This is a genomic window from Pseudomonas sp. C 49-2, assembly GCF_003970195.1.
Classification (GTDB): Bacteria; Pseudomonadota; Gammaproteobacteria; order Pseudomonadales; family Pseudomonadaceae; genus Aquipseudomonas; species Aquipseudomonas canadensis.
Genome location: NZ_RXYG01000024.1, coordinates 41229 through 56674 on the forward strand (window position 1 = coordinate 41229; position 15446 = coordinate 56674).

The 15446-nt window shown below is 61.5% G+C and carries 12 protein-coding genes; 1 reads left to right on the top strand and 11 read right to left on the bottom strand.

Translation table 11 applies throughout. The features are described 5' to 3' along the window. Positions 1-119: 119 nt before the first annotated feature. From EJ576_RS28350 to EJ576_RS28400, 11 genes are all read right to left on the bottom strand, one after another. The gene (locus EJ576_RS28350; RefSeq protein WP_003174397.1) at positions 120-395 is read right to left on the bottom strand and encodes a peptidylprolyl isomerase; all 276 of its coding nucleotides are present in this window, start codon (positions 393-395) and stop codon (positions 120-122) included. Between the two features lie 45 nt (positions 396-440). Then, positions 441-2936, bottom strand: a complete 2496-nt coding sequence (locus EJ576_RS28355; protein WP_122727693.1) for a PAS domain-containing sensor histidine kinase — start codon at positions 2934-2936, stop codon at positions 441-443. A gap of 135 nt (positions 2937-3071) precedes the next feature. Then, positions 3072-5030, bottom strand: a complete 1959-nt coding sequence (locus EJ576_RS28360; RefSeq protein WP_126571659.1) for an acetoacetate--CoA ligase — start codon at positions 5028-5030, stop codon at positions 3072-3074. Between the two features lie 162 nt (positions 5031-5192). Continuing rightward, positions 5193-5966, bottom strand: coding sequence for a 3-hydroxybutyrate dehydrogenase (locus EJ576_RS28365; RefSeq protein ID WP_126571660.1), 774 nt, complete (start codon positions 5964-5966; stop codon positions 5193-5195). 7 nt (positions 5967-5973) lie between these two features. Next, complete coding sequence (locus EJ576_RS28370) at positions 5974-7365, bottom strand: GntP family permease (RefSeq protein WP_028616412.1); 1392 nt, start codon at positions 7363-7365, stop codon at positions 5974-5976. Positions 7366-7650: 285 nt separating this feature from the next. Beyond that, positions 7651-9060 carry a sigma-54-dependent Fis family transcriptional regulator gene (locus EJ576_RS28375; protein ID WP_126571661.1) on the bottom strand — a complete coding sequence of 470 codons (1410 nt, stop codon included), beginning with the start codon at positions 9058-9060 and terminating at the stop codon, positions 7651-7653. Positions 9061-9119: 59 nt separating this feature from the next. Then, positions 9120-10691 carry an ABC transporter ATP-binding protein gene (locus EJ576_RS28380; protein WP_122727702.1) on the bottom strand — a complete coding sequence of 524 codons (1572 nt, stop codon included), beginning with the start codon at positions 10689-10691 and terminating at the stop codon, positions 9120-9122. A 10-nt stretch (positions 10692-10701) separates the two neighbouring features. Then, complete coding sequence (locus tag EJ576_RS28385; RefSeq protein WP_028616409.1) at positions 10702-11724, bottom strand: ABC transporter permease; 1023 nt, start codon at positions 11722-11724, stop codon at positions 10702-10704. Then, on the bottom strand, positions 11724-12785 hold the full coding sequence (locus EJ576_RS28390) for a microcin C ABC transporter permease YejB (protein ID WP_126571662.1): 1062 nt from the start codon (positions 12783-12785) through the stop codon (positions 11724-11726). The genes EJ576_RS28385 and EJ576_RS28390 overlap by 1 nt, the downstream gene beginning before the upstream one ends. Beyond that, positions 12785-14644: an extracellular solute-binding protein gene (locus EJ576_RS28395; RefSeq protein ID WP_126571663.1), complete on the bottom strand. Its 1860-nt coding sequence runs from the start codon at positions 14642-14644 to the stop codon at positions 12785-12787. The genes EJ576_RS28390 and EJ576_RS28395 overlap by 1 nt, the downstream gene beginning before the upstream one ends. Before the next feature lie 130 nt (positions 14645-14774). Beyond that, positions 14775-15056: a peptidylprolyl isomerase gene (locus tag EJ576_RS28400; RefSeq protein WP_010210937.1), complete on the bottom strand. Its 282-nt coding sequence runs from the start codon at positions 15054-15056 to the stop codon at positions 14775-14777. A gap of 13 nt (positions 15057-15069) precedes the next feature. Between EJ576_RS28400 and EJ576_RS29725 the strand changes: the two genes are divergently transcribed. After that, entirely contained in the window at positions 15070-15255 is a 186-nt protein-coding gene (locus EJ576_RS29725; RefSeq protein WP_158628963.1) for a hypothetical protein, read from the top strand. Positions 15256-15446 lie beyond the last annotated feature (191 nt).

Here is a 15446-nt window from a genome sequence, read left to right on the forward strand (position 1 = left end):
TGGCCGCCTGCGGCGGATCGGGGGCAAGCCCCCTCCCACCGTTGACCGCATTTCATCTGGAGGAATGCGGTCCCTTGTGGGAGGGGGCTTGCCCCCGATAGCGGTCTGCAGCCAACCCATCAATCGCGGTAGAAGACCTGCACCAGGTGATACCCGAACTTGCTCTTGATCGGCCCGTGAACCACCTTCACCGGCTTCTTGAAAATCACCGCATCAATCGCCCCCACCATTTGCCCTGGCCGCACTTCACCCAGATCGCCGCCGCGCTTGCCGGACGGGCAAGTGGAGTACTTCTTGGCCAGCACATCAAAGGCTTCGCCCTTGGCGATGCGCTGCTTGAGTTGTTCGGCTTCTTCGCTGGTTTTCACCAGGATATGACGGGCTTGGGCTTTCATTGATCTCTACCAGGTACGTGCAACGGCGCGCGATTATGCCTGAACTCATTCAACCACGCTGATCATGCTGCGGATTTTCGTGGCCAGCAGGTCGATGGAAAACGGCTTGGCGACCATGTCCATGCCGTCCTCCAGAAAGCCCTGGCGCTCAGCGGCTTTTTCCGCGTAACCGGTCATGAACAATACGCGCAGTCCAGGGCGGTGTTGGCGTGCGATCTCTGCCAGTTGCCGGCCGTTCATGCCCGGCAGTCCGACATCGGTGACCAGTAAGTCCACACGCAAATCCGACTCCAGCAGCGGCAGTGCTGCCCGTGCATCCGCCGCCTGGTGGGCGGTGTAGCCCAGCTCATCGAGCACATTGACCACCAGCATGCGCACCGCCGGGTCGTCCTCGACCACCACCACGGCTTCACCGGCCAGGGCCACCGGTGCTTCACCGAGGCTGGCGGGCAAACTGCTTTCCAGTGCAGTGCCATACAGGCGCGGCAGGTACAGACGCACGCAGGTGCCCTGGCCCGGTTCGCTATGAATGGTCACGTGGCCGCCGGACTGTTGGGCAAAGCCATAGATCATCGACAGCCCCAGGCCGGTGCCTTGGCCGATGGGCTTGGTGGTGAAAAAGGGATCGAAAGCCTTGGCCAGAATCTTCGGTGCCATGCCGGTGCCGTTGTCGCACACACCGAGCATCACGTAGTCGCCAGCCTTGACCGGTTCAAGGGTGGCGATGTCGGTGCCGTCCAGGTAGCTATTGGCGGTTTCTATCAGGATTTCACCGCCGTCGGGCATGGCATCGCGGGCGTTGATCACCAGGTTGAGCAGGGCGTTTTCCAGTTGGCTGGCGTCGGTGTTCACCGGCCAGATGTCGTGGCCCAGTTGTACCTTGAGCGCGATGTGCGCGCCTTTGGTGCGGCGGAACAAGTCTTCCAGCGAGGCGACCAATTGGTTCGGATCCAGTGGGCGCCGGTCCAGCGACTGTCGGCGTGAGAACGCCAGCAAACGGTGGGTGAGGGCGGCGGCGCGATGGGCGGAGGACACAGCCGCGTCAGTAAAACGACCGATCTCGTCACTGCGCCCGGCAGCGATATAACGCTGCATCAGGTCCAGGCTGCCGATGATACCAGTGAGCATATTGTTAAAGTCGTGGGCGATGCCACCGGTGAGCTGGCCGACGGCCTCCATCTTCTGCGCATGGCGCAGTGCATCTTCGGCGCGCTCACGCTCGTACATCTCGTTTTGCAGGCGCTGGTTGGCTTCGGCCAGGGCCTGGGTGCGTTGGGCTACGCGTTCTTCAAGGTTTTCGTTGAGGTGACGCAGGGCTTCTTCGGTGAGTTTGCGTTCAGTCTCATCGATCACAAAAATGTAGAAACCATTCACCGAGCCGTCATTGCTGAAGCGCGGCAGGTACTTCATCAAGGCGTGGCGTGGGCGGCCGTCGCGGTGTGGGGTGATGGTCATGAAGCTGCAGGCCTTGCCCTTGAGTGCAGCGGCGATCTTGTCTTCACGTCCGGCATACACCTCGTCGCCGAGTACTTCGCGGATGGTCTTGCCGTACAGCTCCTGGGGCGTCATGCCGTACCACTCCAGGTACGCGCTGTTGTTCAGGCGAAAGCGCTGTTCATGGTCGACGTAACCGATCAGCACCGGCATGGCGTTGATGATCAGCTGCAACTCGGTCTGGCTCTGGCGCAGGGCCTGTTCGGTGTGTTTGCGCTCGGTGAGGTCTAGCGCGGCCCCGAGGAACCGTGTCGGCCGACCTTGATGATCCTTGTAGCAGCGGCCACGGGCGAACACCCAGCGTATCTGGCCATCGGCCTGCAACAGGCGGTATTCCTCGGCGTACTCGGTGCCGAAGGTGATGCAGTGCTTGATACTGCGCGCCACCATGCCACGGTCTTCCGGGTGTACCCCGTGCAGGTAGTCGCTGATCGGCAACAGGCGCGCATCGCTGGGGTCGACGCCGTGCAGATAGGCGAAATGCGCGTCGGCGATAAAGCGGTCTTCACCGATATCCCAATCCCAGGTGCCTACCGCGTCGGTGGCAGCCAGGGCCAACTGCAAGCGTTGCTCGGTGTTGTGCTGGGCTCTGCGGCGTTCGTTGGTTTCGATGGCGGTGACGAGGATGCCGGCCACTCGGGTGCTTTCATCGCGGATCGGGCTGTAGGTCAGGTCCAGCCAGATTTCCGTGTCGCGATTGTTGCGCTGCAGCACAAAACGCTGCTCGCTGAAGGTGCGCACCTGGCCGCTGAGTACGGCGTCATAGATCGGCGCGGTAAAGCTTTCCAGCTCCGGCCAGGTCTGATGCGCCGGCTGCCCCATTGCTTCAGGATGCTTATTGCCGGCCAGTTGGGCGAAGCCGTCGTTGTAGAGTTGCGTGAGTTGGTCGCCCCACAGCAGGAGCATCGGCATCGGCGAGTGGACGACGATATCCACGGCGGTGCGCAGGCTTTGCGGCCAACCACTGGTCTCACCGAGCGGGCTTTGCGCCCAGTCCAGCCGCGCAATCAATGCGGCGGCTTCGCTACCGGTGGATGTTCCAATCATGAAAAAGCCCTGAGCGTAACGCTTTGAAAGATGACAACACCCATTATCCCGTGACTTGGGAATGGGTGACTACCCCAGAAAAATAGCATGCATTCGGGGTTTGTCTTCAAATGAGTGCGTCAGGGCTGAAGCCTTTCATCCTTGGGCGAGTTCAGGGCGGTCGCGGAACTGCTCCAGCGCCAGCGGGTTGGCCAGGGCGTCGGTGTTCTTCACCGGCTCACCGTGCACCACATTGCGCACCGCCAATTCGACGATCTTGCCGCTGATGGTGCGGGGGATGTCGGTGACAGCGAGGATCTTCGCCGGCACATGGCGCGGTGTGGTGTTGGCGCGAATCACCTGGCGGATCTGCTGCTCCAGCGCGTCGTCCAATTCCACACCGTCGTTGAGGCGTACGAACAGCACCACGCGCACGTCGTCCTGCCAGCGTTGGCCGATGGCTAGGCTTTCCTGCACCTGTGGGATTTTTTCCACCTGGCGGTAAATCTCGGCCGTGCCGATCCGCACGCCGCCGGGGTTGAGCACCGCGTCGGAGCGCCCGTGGATCAGCAGGCTGCCGTTGGGGCGCTGTTCGGCGTAGTCCCCTTGGGCCCAGACGCCGGGAAACTGGCTGAAATACGAAGCGAGCAGTTTCTTGCGCTCCGGATCGTTCCATAGCCCGATGGGCATGGCCGGGAAATGCCGGGTGCACACCAGCTCGCCTTTTTCGCCGACCAGCGGCTGGCCCTGGTCATCCCACACCTCGATGGCCATCGCCAGGCTCTTGCACTGCATTTCACCGCGACGCACCGGCAGCACCGGGTTGCCGATCACAAAGCAGGAGACGATATCGGTGCCACCGGACATCGACGACAGGCACAGCTCGCCCTTGATCTCGCGGTACACGTAGTCGTAGCTCTGGGGCGATAGTGGCGAACCGGTCGAAATCAAGCCTTTGAGACTGCTCAACTTGTGGCTCAGGCGCGGTTGCAAGCCGGCCTTTTCCAAGGTGGCGAGAAACTTGGGACTGGTGCCGAACACGCTGATCTTCTCGGCATCAATCAGGTCGATCAGTCGCTCGGGGCCTGGATGAAACGGCGAACCGTCATACAGCACCGCCGTGGCGCCGATGGCCAGGACCGACACCAGCCAGTTCCACATCATCCAGCCGCAGGTGGTGTAGTAGAACAGGCAGTCCTCGCGGGACAGGTCGGCATGCAGGCCGTGTTCCTTGAGGTGGGTGAGCAGCACGCCGCCGGTGCCGTGGATGATGCACTTGGGCACGCCGGTGGTGCCACTGGAATAGAGGATATACAGCGGATGATCGAATGGCACCGCGACGAATTCAGGCTCGCCGCCGGGCTGATAGAAGTCCTGCCACAGCGCGACGCGGGCGTGGGTCTGATAGTCCTCGATCCTTGCCTGGGGACGCGCGTACGGCACGATGATCAACTGCTCCAGGGACGGCAGGCGTTCGAGGATTTCATTGAGCTTGGCGGTCTGGTCGATGTCTTTGCCGGCATAACGATATCCGGCGCAGGTGATCAGCACCTTGGGCTCGATCTGGCCGAACCGGTCGATCACACCCTGGGTGCCGAAGTCCGGCGATGAGCACGACCAGATTGCGCCGAGGCTGGTGGTGGCAAGCATGCCCACCAGGGTTTGCCAGGTATTGGGCATACACGCCGCGACGCGATCACCCTGGACCACACCGGCCGCCCGCAGGCTGTTTTGCAGGCCGGCGACATGGGCGGCCAGTTCGGCGTAGGTCAATTGCTCGCGCTGGCCGTCTTCACTGAGGGCGACCACGGCGGGGTGATCGTCGCGACGGCGCAACAGGTGCTCGGCAAAGTTCAGGGTCGCGCCGGGAAACCATTGGGCGCTGGGCATTTCGGTGTCTTCGATCAGCACCGCCGTGGGCGGGCTGCGAAATTGCACGTCGAAATACGCCACGATCGCCCGCCAGAAATCCGCGCGCTGGTCGATGCTCCACTGGTGAAGCGCCGGGTAGTCGCTGAGCTGCACGCTGTAGCGTTCGTTAATGTAGCGCCGGAACTGGTCTATCCGCGTGTGGGCGATGCGTTCCGGGGAGGGTTGCCACAGAATGTCGGACATCAGCAAGGTCTCTTGTTCTTATCCAGGTCTTCCACACAATACAGTTCAAATGTGGGAGGGGGCTTGCCCCCGATGAGGGAGTGTCAGTTGATACATGGGGTGACTGACCCACCGCTATCGGGGGCAAGCCCCCTCCCACATTTTGAACTCCAGTCTCTGGTGTTACTGGGCCAGCCAGCCGCCATCGATATTCCACGCCGCGCCCCGTACTTGGGCGCCGGCTTCGCTGCACAAGAACAGCACCAACTCGCCCAATTGCGGCGGTGTCACAAACTCCAGCGACGGTTGCTTCTCCGCCAGCAGATCATGCTGCGCCTGCTGCGGGTCAACGCCTGCGGCGGCACGGTCATCAATCTGCTTCTGCACCAACGGCGTCAGCACCCAGCCGGGGCAGATGGCGTTGCAGGTGACGTTACTGGTAGCGGTTTCCAGGCCGACGACCTTGGTCAAACCAATCACGCCGTGCTTGGCCGCCACATACGCCGCCTTGCCCACCGAACCGACCTGGCCATGCACCGAGGCGATATTGACGATACGCCCCCATCCCTTGGCTTTCATGCCCGGCAAGCTCAAGCGTGTGCTGTGGAACACCGACGACAGGTTGATCGCAATGATCGAGTCCCAGCGCTCCACCGGGAAGTCTTCCACCGCCGCCACATGTTGGATGCCGGCGTTGTTCACCAGGATGTCCACGCCGCCGAACTCACGCTCGGCGTAGGCGATCATGTCGGCGATCTGCGTCGGGTCGCTGACGTCGGCCGGATGATGGCCGACCTTGCCGCCGAAAGCCTGAACCTGGGCGATCACCGCGCTGGCGTCGCCGAAGCCGTTGAGGATCAGGTTAGCGCCGGCCTTGGCCAGGCTCAGTGCAATCCCTAAGCCGATGCCGCTGGTGGAGCCGGTGACCAGGGCGGTCTTGCCGTTCAATGTCGTCATGAAAACCTCACACAATGCCGGTGGCATAGAAAGTACCGATCACCACGAACACCGCGAGGGTCTTGATAATCGTGATGCCGAAAATGTCCTTGTAGGCTTCGCGGTGCGTCAGGCCGGTGACCGCCAGCAGCGTGATCACCGCGCCGTTGTGGGGCAGGGTGTCCATGCCGCCGCTGGCCATGGCCGCGACGCGGTGCAGCACTTCAAGGGGGATATTGGCCGCATGCGCCGCCGAAATAAAGCTCTCGGACATGGCCGCCAGGGCGATGCTCATGCCGCCCGACGCGGAGCCGGTGATGCCGGCCAGCAGGGTCACGGTGATCGCTTCGTTGACCAGTGGGTTGGGGATGCCCTTGAGCCAGTCCGCCAGCACCAAAAAGCCTGGCAGCGAGGCGATCACGGCACCAAAGCCGTATTCCGACGCAGTGTTCATCGCGGCCAGCAATGCACCGCTGACCGCACTTTTGCTGCCTTCGGCGAGCTTGCTTTTGATTGCCGAGAAGCCGAACACCAGCACCACGATAATGCCCACCAGCAATGCCGCCTGCACCGCCCAGATCGCGGTGAGCTTGGCGATTTCGGTGGTCACCGGGGTGGTCATGCCTGGTAGGGCAAGGCTGTGGGTCTTGCCGTACCACTGCGGGATCCAGTGCGTGAACAACAGGTTCATCACACCCACCAGGATCAGTGGTGACAGCGCGATCCACGGGTTGGGGAGTGCCAGGTTATCGGCGGTTTCCGGCTCGTTGCGCAGTTCGGTACCGTAGCCTTCACCGGCCCGTTGCGCCTTGTTGCGTTGGCGCGCCAGGTACAGCATGCCGGCGCAAAACACGAAGATTGTGCCAATCAGGCCCAGCCACGGCGCCGCCCAGGCGGTGGTGTTGAAAAAGGTGCTGGGGATGATGTTCTGGATCTGTGGCGTGCCGGGCAGCGCGTCCATGGTGAACGAGAATGCGCCGAGGGCGATGGTTGCCGGGATCAGGCGTTTCGGGATATTGCTCTGGCGGAACATCTCCGCCGCGAACGGGTACACCGCAAACACCACCACGAACAGCGACACGCCGCCGTAGGTGAGCAGGGCGCAGACCAGCACGATCACCAGCATCGCCTGACGCGTGCCGAGCAGACCGATCGCGGCGGCGACAATGGAGCGCGAAAATCCCGACAGTTCGATCAGCTTGCCGAACACCGCGCCGAGCAGGAACACCGGGAAATACAGTTTGATAAAACCGACCATCTTCTCCATGAACACCCCGGTAAAGGCGGGGGCGACGGCGGACGGATCGGTAAGCAGTACAGCGCCGAGCGCGGCGATGGGGGCAAACAGGATAACGCTATAGCCACGGTAGGCAGCCAGCATCAGCAACGCGAGCGCTGCCAGGGCAATGATCACACTCATGGTGTGTCTCCATCGGATTGTTATTTTTGTGGGGTGTTGCTGTAGGAGGGGCTATAGCGAGATGTGTGCCATATTCATAACGTATTGATATTTATACAATTTATTTAATTTTGTGGCGGCTATCTTGAATGTGATCTCTATTTTGAGACAGGCAGAGATCAAATGTGGGAGCTGGCTTGCCTGCGATAGCGGTGTATCAGTCACCAATTGTCCAGCTGAACCAACGCTATCGCAGGCAAGCCAGCTCCCACAGTAGATCATCTGCATATTGAGATTATTGTCTCTTTAGTGAGATTGATCGATGCCCAACGCCACCATTTTCTTGTACAGCGTCGATCGCCCGAGCCCCAACCGTTTGGCCGCTTCCACCACATTCCCCTCACAGGCCCGCAACGCCGTGCCGATCACCTGCCGATCAAACCGCTCCCGCGCCGCACTGAAACTTTCTCCCTCAACCGCCGCTACCGCGCTGCCACGTTCCACCGGCGTAAAGGTGCCGATTGCTGCGCGAATGGCCGGGGCATTCAACACCAGGTCATCACTGAGCAGTGCCGCCCGCTCCAGCACATTGCGCAGCTCACGGATGTTCCCCGGCCACGCATGCTGCGCCAGCAGCGCCAAGGCTTCACGGTCCAGCTCATGCTGGCTGCGCAACTCCTCAAGAATCGCCTCGCTCAACGCCGGAATATCCTCCAGCCGTTCACGCAACGGCGGCACCTGGATCGGCAGCACGTTCAGCCGGTAATACAGGTCGGCGCGGAACTCGCCCCGTTTGATCGCCGCTTCCAGGTCCATCGACGTGGCCGCGATCACCCGCACATCGCTGTGCAGCATTTCATTGGAGCCGACCGGCTCGAATTCCTTTTCCTGCAACACCCGCAGCAATTTGCTTTGCAGCGGCAGGGGCATGTCGCCGATTTCATCGAGGAACAACGTGCCGCCCTGGGCAATCTGGAATTTGCCCGGACGGCCCTTGCGGTCGGCGCCGGTAAACGCACCCGGCGCGGTGCCGAAGAACTCGGCTTCCAGCAGGTCAGCGGGAATCGCTGCACTGTTGATACTGACAAATGCCTTGTGTGCACGGCTTGAGGCGCCGTGAATCGCCTGGGCGAGCAATTCCTTGCCGGTGCCAGTCTCGCCCAGCAGTAACACCGGCGATTCGGCGCTGGCACTGCGCCGCGCCCGGCGTTTGACTTCGAGGCTGGCGGCGCTGGTGCCGATAAAGTGCGCGAAGTTGTATTTGCTCTGGCGCGAACGCAGCAAGGAGCGCGTCGAGGCCAGTTCCTGCTGCATGCTCAAGTAACGCTCAATCAACGGGGACAGGTTGCGCAGTTCATCGAACAGCGCAAAACCAATCGCGCCGATCACCGCGCCTGCGTCGTTGTGGATCGGCAAACGCATCACCACCAACGGGCCTTTGGGCGTGTCCTGGATATCCAGCAGGATCGGCTGGTCGTTGCGCACCACCTGGCGTAACAGACTGTTGGAGATTACCTGTTCACACGGCTGGCCGATGGCTTCGTCGGCGCTCTTGAGGCCGAAACGCTTGGCGTAGCGCTCGTTCATCCACACGATATTGGCGTCGCGGTCGACAATCACCGTGCCTTCGCTGGACTGTTCGATGATCTCGAACAGCGACTGGATGGCCAGGCCACGCACCTGCTGATAGTCCTTGAGGTTATCGGTGATGTTCATGTTTAGGCTACCAACACAAATTGGACATGGAATCGCGATCCTTGTGAGAGCGGGCGTGTTTACAAGGGAATATGCGCCGCTGCCAGCAGCTCTTTGGTGTACGGATGTTGCGGTGCATCGAACACCTCATGGCTGGCGCCGCGCTCCACCACCTGGCCGTCCTTGATCACGATCATGTCATGGGCCATGGCGCGCACCACGGCCAGGTCATGGCTGATAAACAGGTAAGTCAGGCCGTACTTGTCTTGCAGCTCGCGCAGCAACGCCACCACTTGTTTCTGTACGGTGCGGTCAAGGGCCGAGGTCGGTTCGTCGAGCAGCATCAGTGCCGGCTTGAGTACCAAGGCGCGGGCGATGGCGATGCGTTGGCGCTGGCCGCCGGAGAATTCATGGGGGTAACGGTGGCGGCTGGCGGGGTCGAGGCCCACATCCTTGAGCACCTGGATCACCTGCGCATCGCGGTCGGCCAGGCTGCACGGTGCGTGCACTTCCAGGCCTTCGCTGATGATTTGCTCCACGGTCATGCGTGGGCTGAGGCTGCCGTAAGGGTCCTGGAACACCACCTGCATCTGCTTGCGCCATGGGCGCATCTGCTGGTTATTCAGCGGGTCGAGGGCTTCACCCTGGAAGCGGATGCTGCCGGTGGAGTCCAGCAGCCGCAGGATCGCCTGGCCCAGGGTGGATTTGCCCGAGCCGGACTCGCCGACAATCCCCAGGGTCTTGCCGCGTTGCACGCTGAGGCTGATGCCGTCTACAGCACGCAGGTAGGTCTTGCGCCGGAACAACCCGCCGCCGAGGGGGAACTGCACGGTCAGGTCGTCCACCTGCAAAACGGTTTCGCGTTCGTCACTGCACAGCGCATCACCGTCCGGTTCGGCATCCAGCAGCAGGCGGCTATACGGGTGTTGCGGCGCATTGAACAGGCTCTGGCAGTCGGCCTGCTCGACAATCTCGCCTGCGCGCATCACGCACACGCGCTGGGCGATGCTGCGCACCAGATTGAGGTCGTGGCTGATCAGCAGCAGCGACATGCCCAAGCGTTGTTGCAGGGACTTGAGCAGCAACAGGATCTTGCGCTGCACGGTCACGTCCAGCGCGGTGGTGGGTTCGTCGGCGATCAGCAGTTCCGGCTCGCAGGCAAGGGCCATGGCGATCATCACCCGCTGGCGTTGCCCGCCGGACAGTTGATGAGGATAGGCCCTGAGCCGCTCCTTGGGTTTCTGGATGCCCACCAGGTCAAGCAATTCCAGAATGCGCGCCTGGGCCGCCTTGCCACCCAGGCCCTTGTGCAACAGCAGGGTTTCGCCGATCTGCTTTTCGATGCTGTGCAACGGGTTCAGTGAGGTCATCGGCTCCTGGAAGATCATCGCAATGCGGTTGCCGCGTAGCTTCTGCAGGGTCGGCGCCGATGCGCCGATCAATTCCTGGCCGCGGTACTGGATAGAACCGGTGGTTTCAGTGCCGGCTTCGGGCAGCAGTTGCAGGATCGAGTGGGCAGTCACCGACTTGCCCGAGCCCGACTCGCCCACCAGCGCCAGGCACTCGCCGGGGCGAACGTCCAGGCTCAGGTTGCGCACCACGGTCTGGCCGCTGAAGGCGACGCTGAGGTCGCGGATTTCGATCAGGTTCATAGGCGGTCACTCATGAGCGTGGGTCGAAGGCATCACGCAATGCCTCGCCGATAAACACCAGCAGCGACAGGATCAGCGCCAGTGTGAAGAACGCCGTCAGGCCCAGCCAGGGCGCTTGCAGGTTCTGCTTGCCCTGGGCGATCAACTCGCCCAGGGAGGCGCTGCCTGCCGGCATGCCGAAACCGAGGAAATCCAGGGCGCTCAGGGTAGAAATCGCGCCGGTCAGGATGAACGGCAGGTAACTCAAGGTGGCCGTCATGGCGTTGGGCAGAATATGCCGGCGAATGATCTTGCCGTCACCCAAACCCAAGGCCCGTGCTGCCTTGACGTATTCCAGGTTGCGCCCGCGCAGGAACTCGGCGCGCACCACGTCTACCAGGGCCAGCCAGGAAAACAGCGCCATGATCCCCAGCAACCACCAGAAATTCGGTTCGACAAAACCGGACAGGATGATCAGCAGGTACAGCACCGGCAGCCCGGACCACACCTCCAACACGCGCTGGCCAATCAAATCCACCCAGCCGCCGTAATAGCCCTGCAATGCGCCGGCCGCAATACCGATGGCGGCGCTGATCGCGGTGAGCGCCAGGGCAAACAGGATCGATACCCGCGCACCAAAGATCACCCGCGCCAACACATCCCGTGACTGGTCGTCAGTGCCCAGCCAGTTCACCGCCGAGGGCGGACTGGGGGCAGGGCGGGTCAGTTCGTAGTTGGGCGTGTCGTCGCTGAACGGGATCGGCGGGAACAGCATCCAGCCGCCGTCCTGCTCAATCAGCTTTTTCACGTAGTCACTGCGATAGTCGGCCTGGAACGGCAGCTGGCCGCCGAACTGTTGCTCGGTGTACCGCTTGAACACCGGGAAATACAGTTCGTTCTTGAAACTCAACACCAGGGGCTTGTCATTGGCGATCAATTCGCCGCCGAGGGTCAGGATAAACAGGCCGATAAACAGCCACAGCGACCACCAGCCGCGTCGGTTTTTCTTGAAACGCTCGAAACGGCGGCGCGCCACGGGAGACAGGTTAAGCATCAGGCGTTCCTCGCGGCGAAGTCGATACGCGGGTCCACCAGGGTGTAACAGAGGTCACCGATGAGCTTTATCAAGAGGCCGAACAACGTGAAGATAAACAGCGAACCGAACACCACCGGGTAATCGCGGGAGACGGCGGCTTCGTAGCTCATGCGGCCGAGGCCATCGAGGGAGAAGATCACCTCGATCAGCAGGGAGCCGGCGAAGAACACGGCGATGAACGCCTGGGGAATCCCCGAGATCACCAGCAACATGGCGTTGCGAAATACGTGACCGTACAACACACGCCGTTCGCTCAGGCCCTTGGCGCGCGCGGTCACTACGTACTGGCGCGTGATTTCATTGAGGAATGAGTTTTTGGTGAGGATAGTCAGCGTAGCGAACCCACCGATGACCAACGAGGTAACCGGTAACACCAGATGCCAGAAATAATCGGCAATCTTGCCCACGGTACTCATTTCTTCGAAGTTCTCCGACACCAGCCCGCGCACCGGGAACCAGTTCAGCGACGTGCCGCCGGCAAACACCACGATCAGGAACATCGCAAACAGGAACGCCGGCATCGCATAGCCGATGACGATCGCGGTGCTGCTCCACACATCGAAGCTGCTGCCATGGCGCACCGCCTTGCGAATCCCCAGGGGGATCGACACCAGGTAGGTGATCAGCGTGGCCCAGAGGCCGAGGGAGATGGTGACGGGCATTTTTTCCAGGATCAGATCGATCACCGTCTTGCCGCGAAAGAAACTGTTACCAAAGTCCAGCTGCGCGTAGCTCTTGAGCATCAGCCACAGGCGTTCCGGCGCAGGCTTGTCGAAGCCGTACTGTTTTTCGATGTCCGCGATCAACTTCGGGTCCAGCCCACGGCTGGCGCGGGAACCGCCGCTGATGCCTTCGCCTGACGAGCCGCCGACGCCACCGCCGCCAATGCCTTGCAAATGGGCAATGGCTTGCTCCACCGGGCCGCCGGGGGCCGCTTGTACGATCACGAAATTCACCAGCAAGATGATCACCAGCGTCGGGATGATCAGCAGCAGGCGCCGCACGATATAGGCAAACATCAGCGCGCCCCTCCGCGTTTTTTCAGCTCAGCGTTCATTTGTTCGTTGGTCAGTGGGGTGGGGCTGATTTCCCACCAGGTTTCCAGGGCTTCGTCGTTTTTCGCCTCGATGGCCGGGCGGCCAAAGCGGTTCCACCACGCGGCGGACGTGCCGGGCGGGTAGTAATTGGGGATCCACAGGTAATTCCATTGCAGCACCCGGTCCAGCGCGTGGGCGTAGGTGAGCATCTGCGCTTGGGTGTCGGCCTTGACCAGACCCTTTATCAAGCTGTCCACGGCTGGATCCTTGAGCACCATGTAGTTGTTGGCGCCGGGGTCAAACGCGGCGGCCGAGCCGAAATAGTTGTACAGCTCCATGCCGGGCGACGTGGTGACCGGGAAGCCGGTGACGATCATGTCGTAGTCCCGTGCCATCACCCGGTTCACATACTGGGAGGAGTCGATGCGGCGGATATTCAGGGTGATGCCGATCTGCGCCAGGTTGCGTTTGTACGGCAGCAACAGGCGTTCCAGGCCGCTTTGGGCGTTGAGGAAGGTAAATTCCAGCGGCTCGCCCTCGGCGTTCACCAGTTTGTCGCCGTCCGGTTTCCAGCCGGCTTCCTCCAGCAAGGCCAGGGCCTGCAATTGCTTGTCGCGGATCATGCCGCTGCCGTCGGTGACCGGCGCCTTGAACACCTGGGTGAACACCTCGTCGGGCACCTGGCCGCGCAAGGGTTCAAGAATCGCCAGTTCTTCTGGGGTCGGCGGCTGGCTGGCCGCCAGCGGGCTGTTGGAGAAGAAGCTCTGCTGGCGGATGTACATGTTGCGCATCATCTGCCGGTTGGCCCATTCGAAGTCCCACAGCATCGCCAGGGCCTGGCGCACGCGGCGGTCCTTGAACATCGGTTTTTGCACATTGAACACATAACCCTGCGCCGGTTGCGGCATTTCCTTGGCCAAGTGCGCGCGTTGCAGGCGACCGTCATCCAGGGCCGGGCCGTTGTAGCCGATGGAGTAACCGGTGGCGGAAAACTCGCGGTTGAAATCGTAGGCACCACCGCGCAATACCTGGCGGGCCACTTCGGTGTCGCCGAAATACTCCAGGCTCAAGTGATCGAAGTTGTACAGGCCACGGCTGACGGGCAGGTCCTTGCCCCACCAGTTCGGGTCGCGGGTAAAGGTGATGGTGCTGCCGGAGTCGATCTTGCTGACTTTATAGGGGCCGCTGCCGAGAGGCGCTTCATAGCCGCCGCCGTTGGCGAAGTCGCGGGTCTTCCACCAGTGTTCCGGGAAGACCGGCAGGGTGGCGATGTCCAGGGGCAGGGTGCGGTTTTCATTGCTGGAGAAATCAAAGCGTACCTGACGTTCGCCTTCGACTTCGACGTGCTTGACGTCGGCAAACAGGGTGCGAAAGCGCAGGCTGCCTTGGGTCATCAGCAGGTCGAAGCTGTAGCGCACGTCTTCGGCGGTGATGGGTTTACCGTCCGCAAAACGTGCCTTGGGATTGAGGAAAAAACGCAGCGACAGGCCGTCATCGGCGCGCTCCATTTTTTCGGCCACCAGGCCGTAAACGGTGTAGGGCTCGTCCAGGGAGCGCTGGGCCAGGGGCGCATACAGCCAGCCGTCGACCTGGGAAACCCCGATGCCTTTGTCGATATAGGGCAACACGTGGTCAAAGCGCCCGATCTCGATGGCCGAACGGCGCAGGCTACCGCCCTTGGGGGCATTCGGGTTGGCGTAGTCGAAATGGGTAAAGCCGGCGGGGTACTTGGCCGGTTCGCCGTACACGGTCAGGTACGGTTGCGGTGCCGCGATCACGGTCGTGCTGGCCAGCAGCAGGGCCAGGGTCGAACTAAAAATGTAGGAAAAAGCCAATCGCATTGTCAGCCTTGAACGCCGTGTGAAGTAGAAAAGGGATTTGTACGCTAACGGCATCAGCGTCGCCAGTCATCACATGCACAACGGCCCACCTAAAGGCGGGCCGTTGTTTAGAGCATCAGCGCAGACTGGATCAGTCCTGGCGGCTGGTGACTTCCAGCAGGTGGTAGCCGAACTGGGTTTTTACCGGGCCTTGTACGGTGTTGACCGGGGCGCTGAATACGACAGTGTCGAATTCCTTGACCATCTGGCCTGGACCGAACGAGCCCAGGTTGCCGCCGTCGCGGCTGGACGGGCAGCTGGAGTTGGCTTTGGCGATCTCTGCGAAATCGGCGCCGCCTTCGATTTGGGCCTTGAGTTCGTTGCACTTGTCTTCAGTGGAAACGAGGATGTGACGGGCGGTGGCTTTGGCCATGGGGAGTAACTCCTTGAATGAAAAGGGTGAGCCTACCGGATTCAGGCGGTTATTTCTTGGCAAAGTTCCGTTGGGGTGGTTGGTGGTGGTGGTGGTGGTGGTGGTGGTGGTGGTGGTGGTGTACATATCCGTTGCTGCGGTGATGGCTGATATTGGTTCCGCCCTTACGGCGGGTCACTTTCGAAAAGCGCGAAAGTAACCAAAGCGCTCTTGCCCCAACACTCGGCACCTCGCCTAGGCTCGGTGTGCCCGTAATCCGACAGTGATTTGGGGGGCCGCCGCCACGCGCCATCCATGGCGCGGGGCGGCTAAACCGGCATCCCTGCCGGTTTACCCCCCAAATCCCTGTCAGATTCCGGCCAGCGTGTTTGACGGGGCGCCTAAGATCAA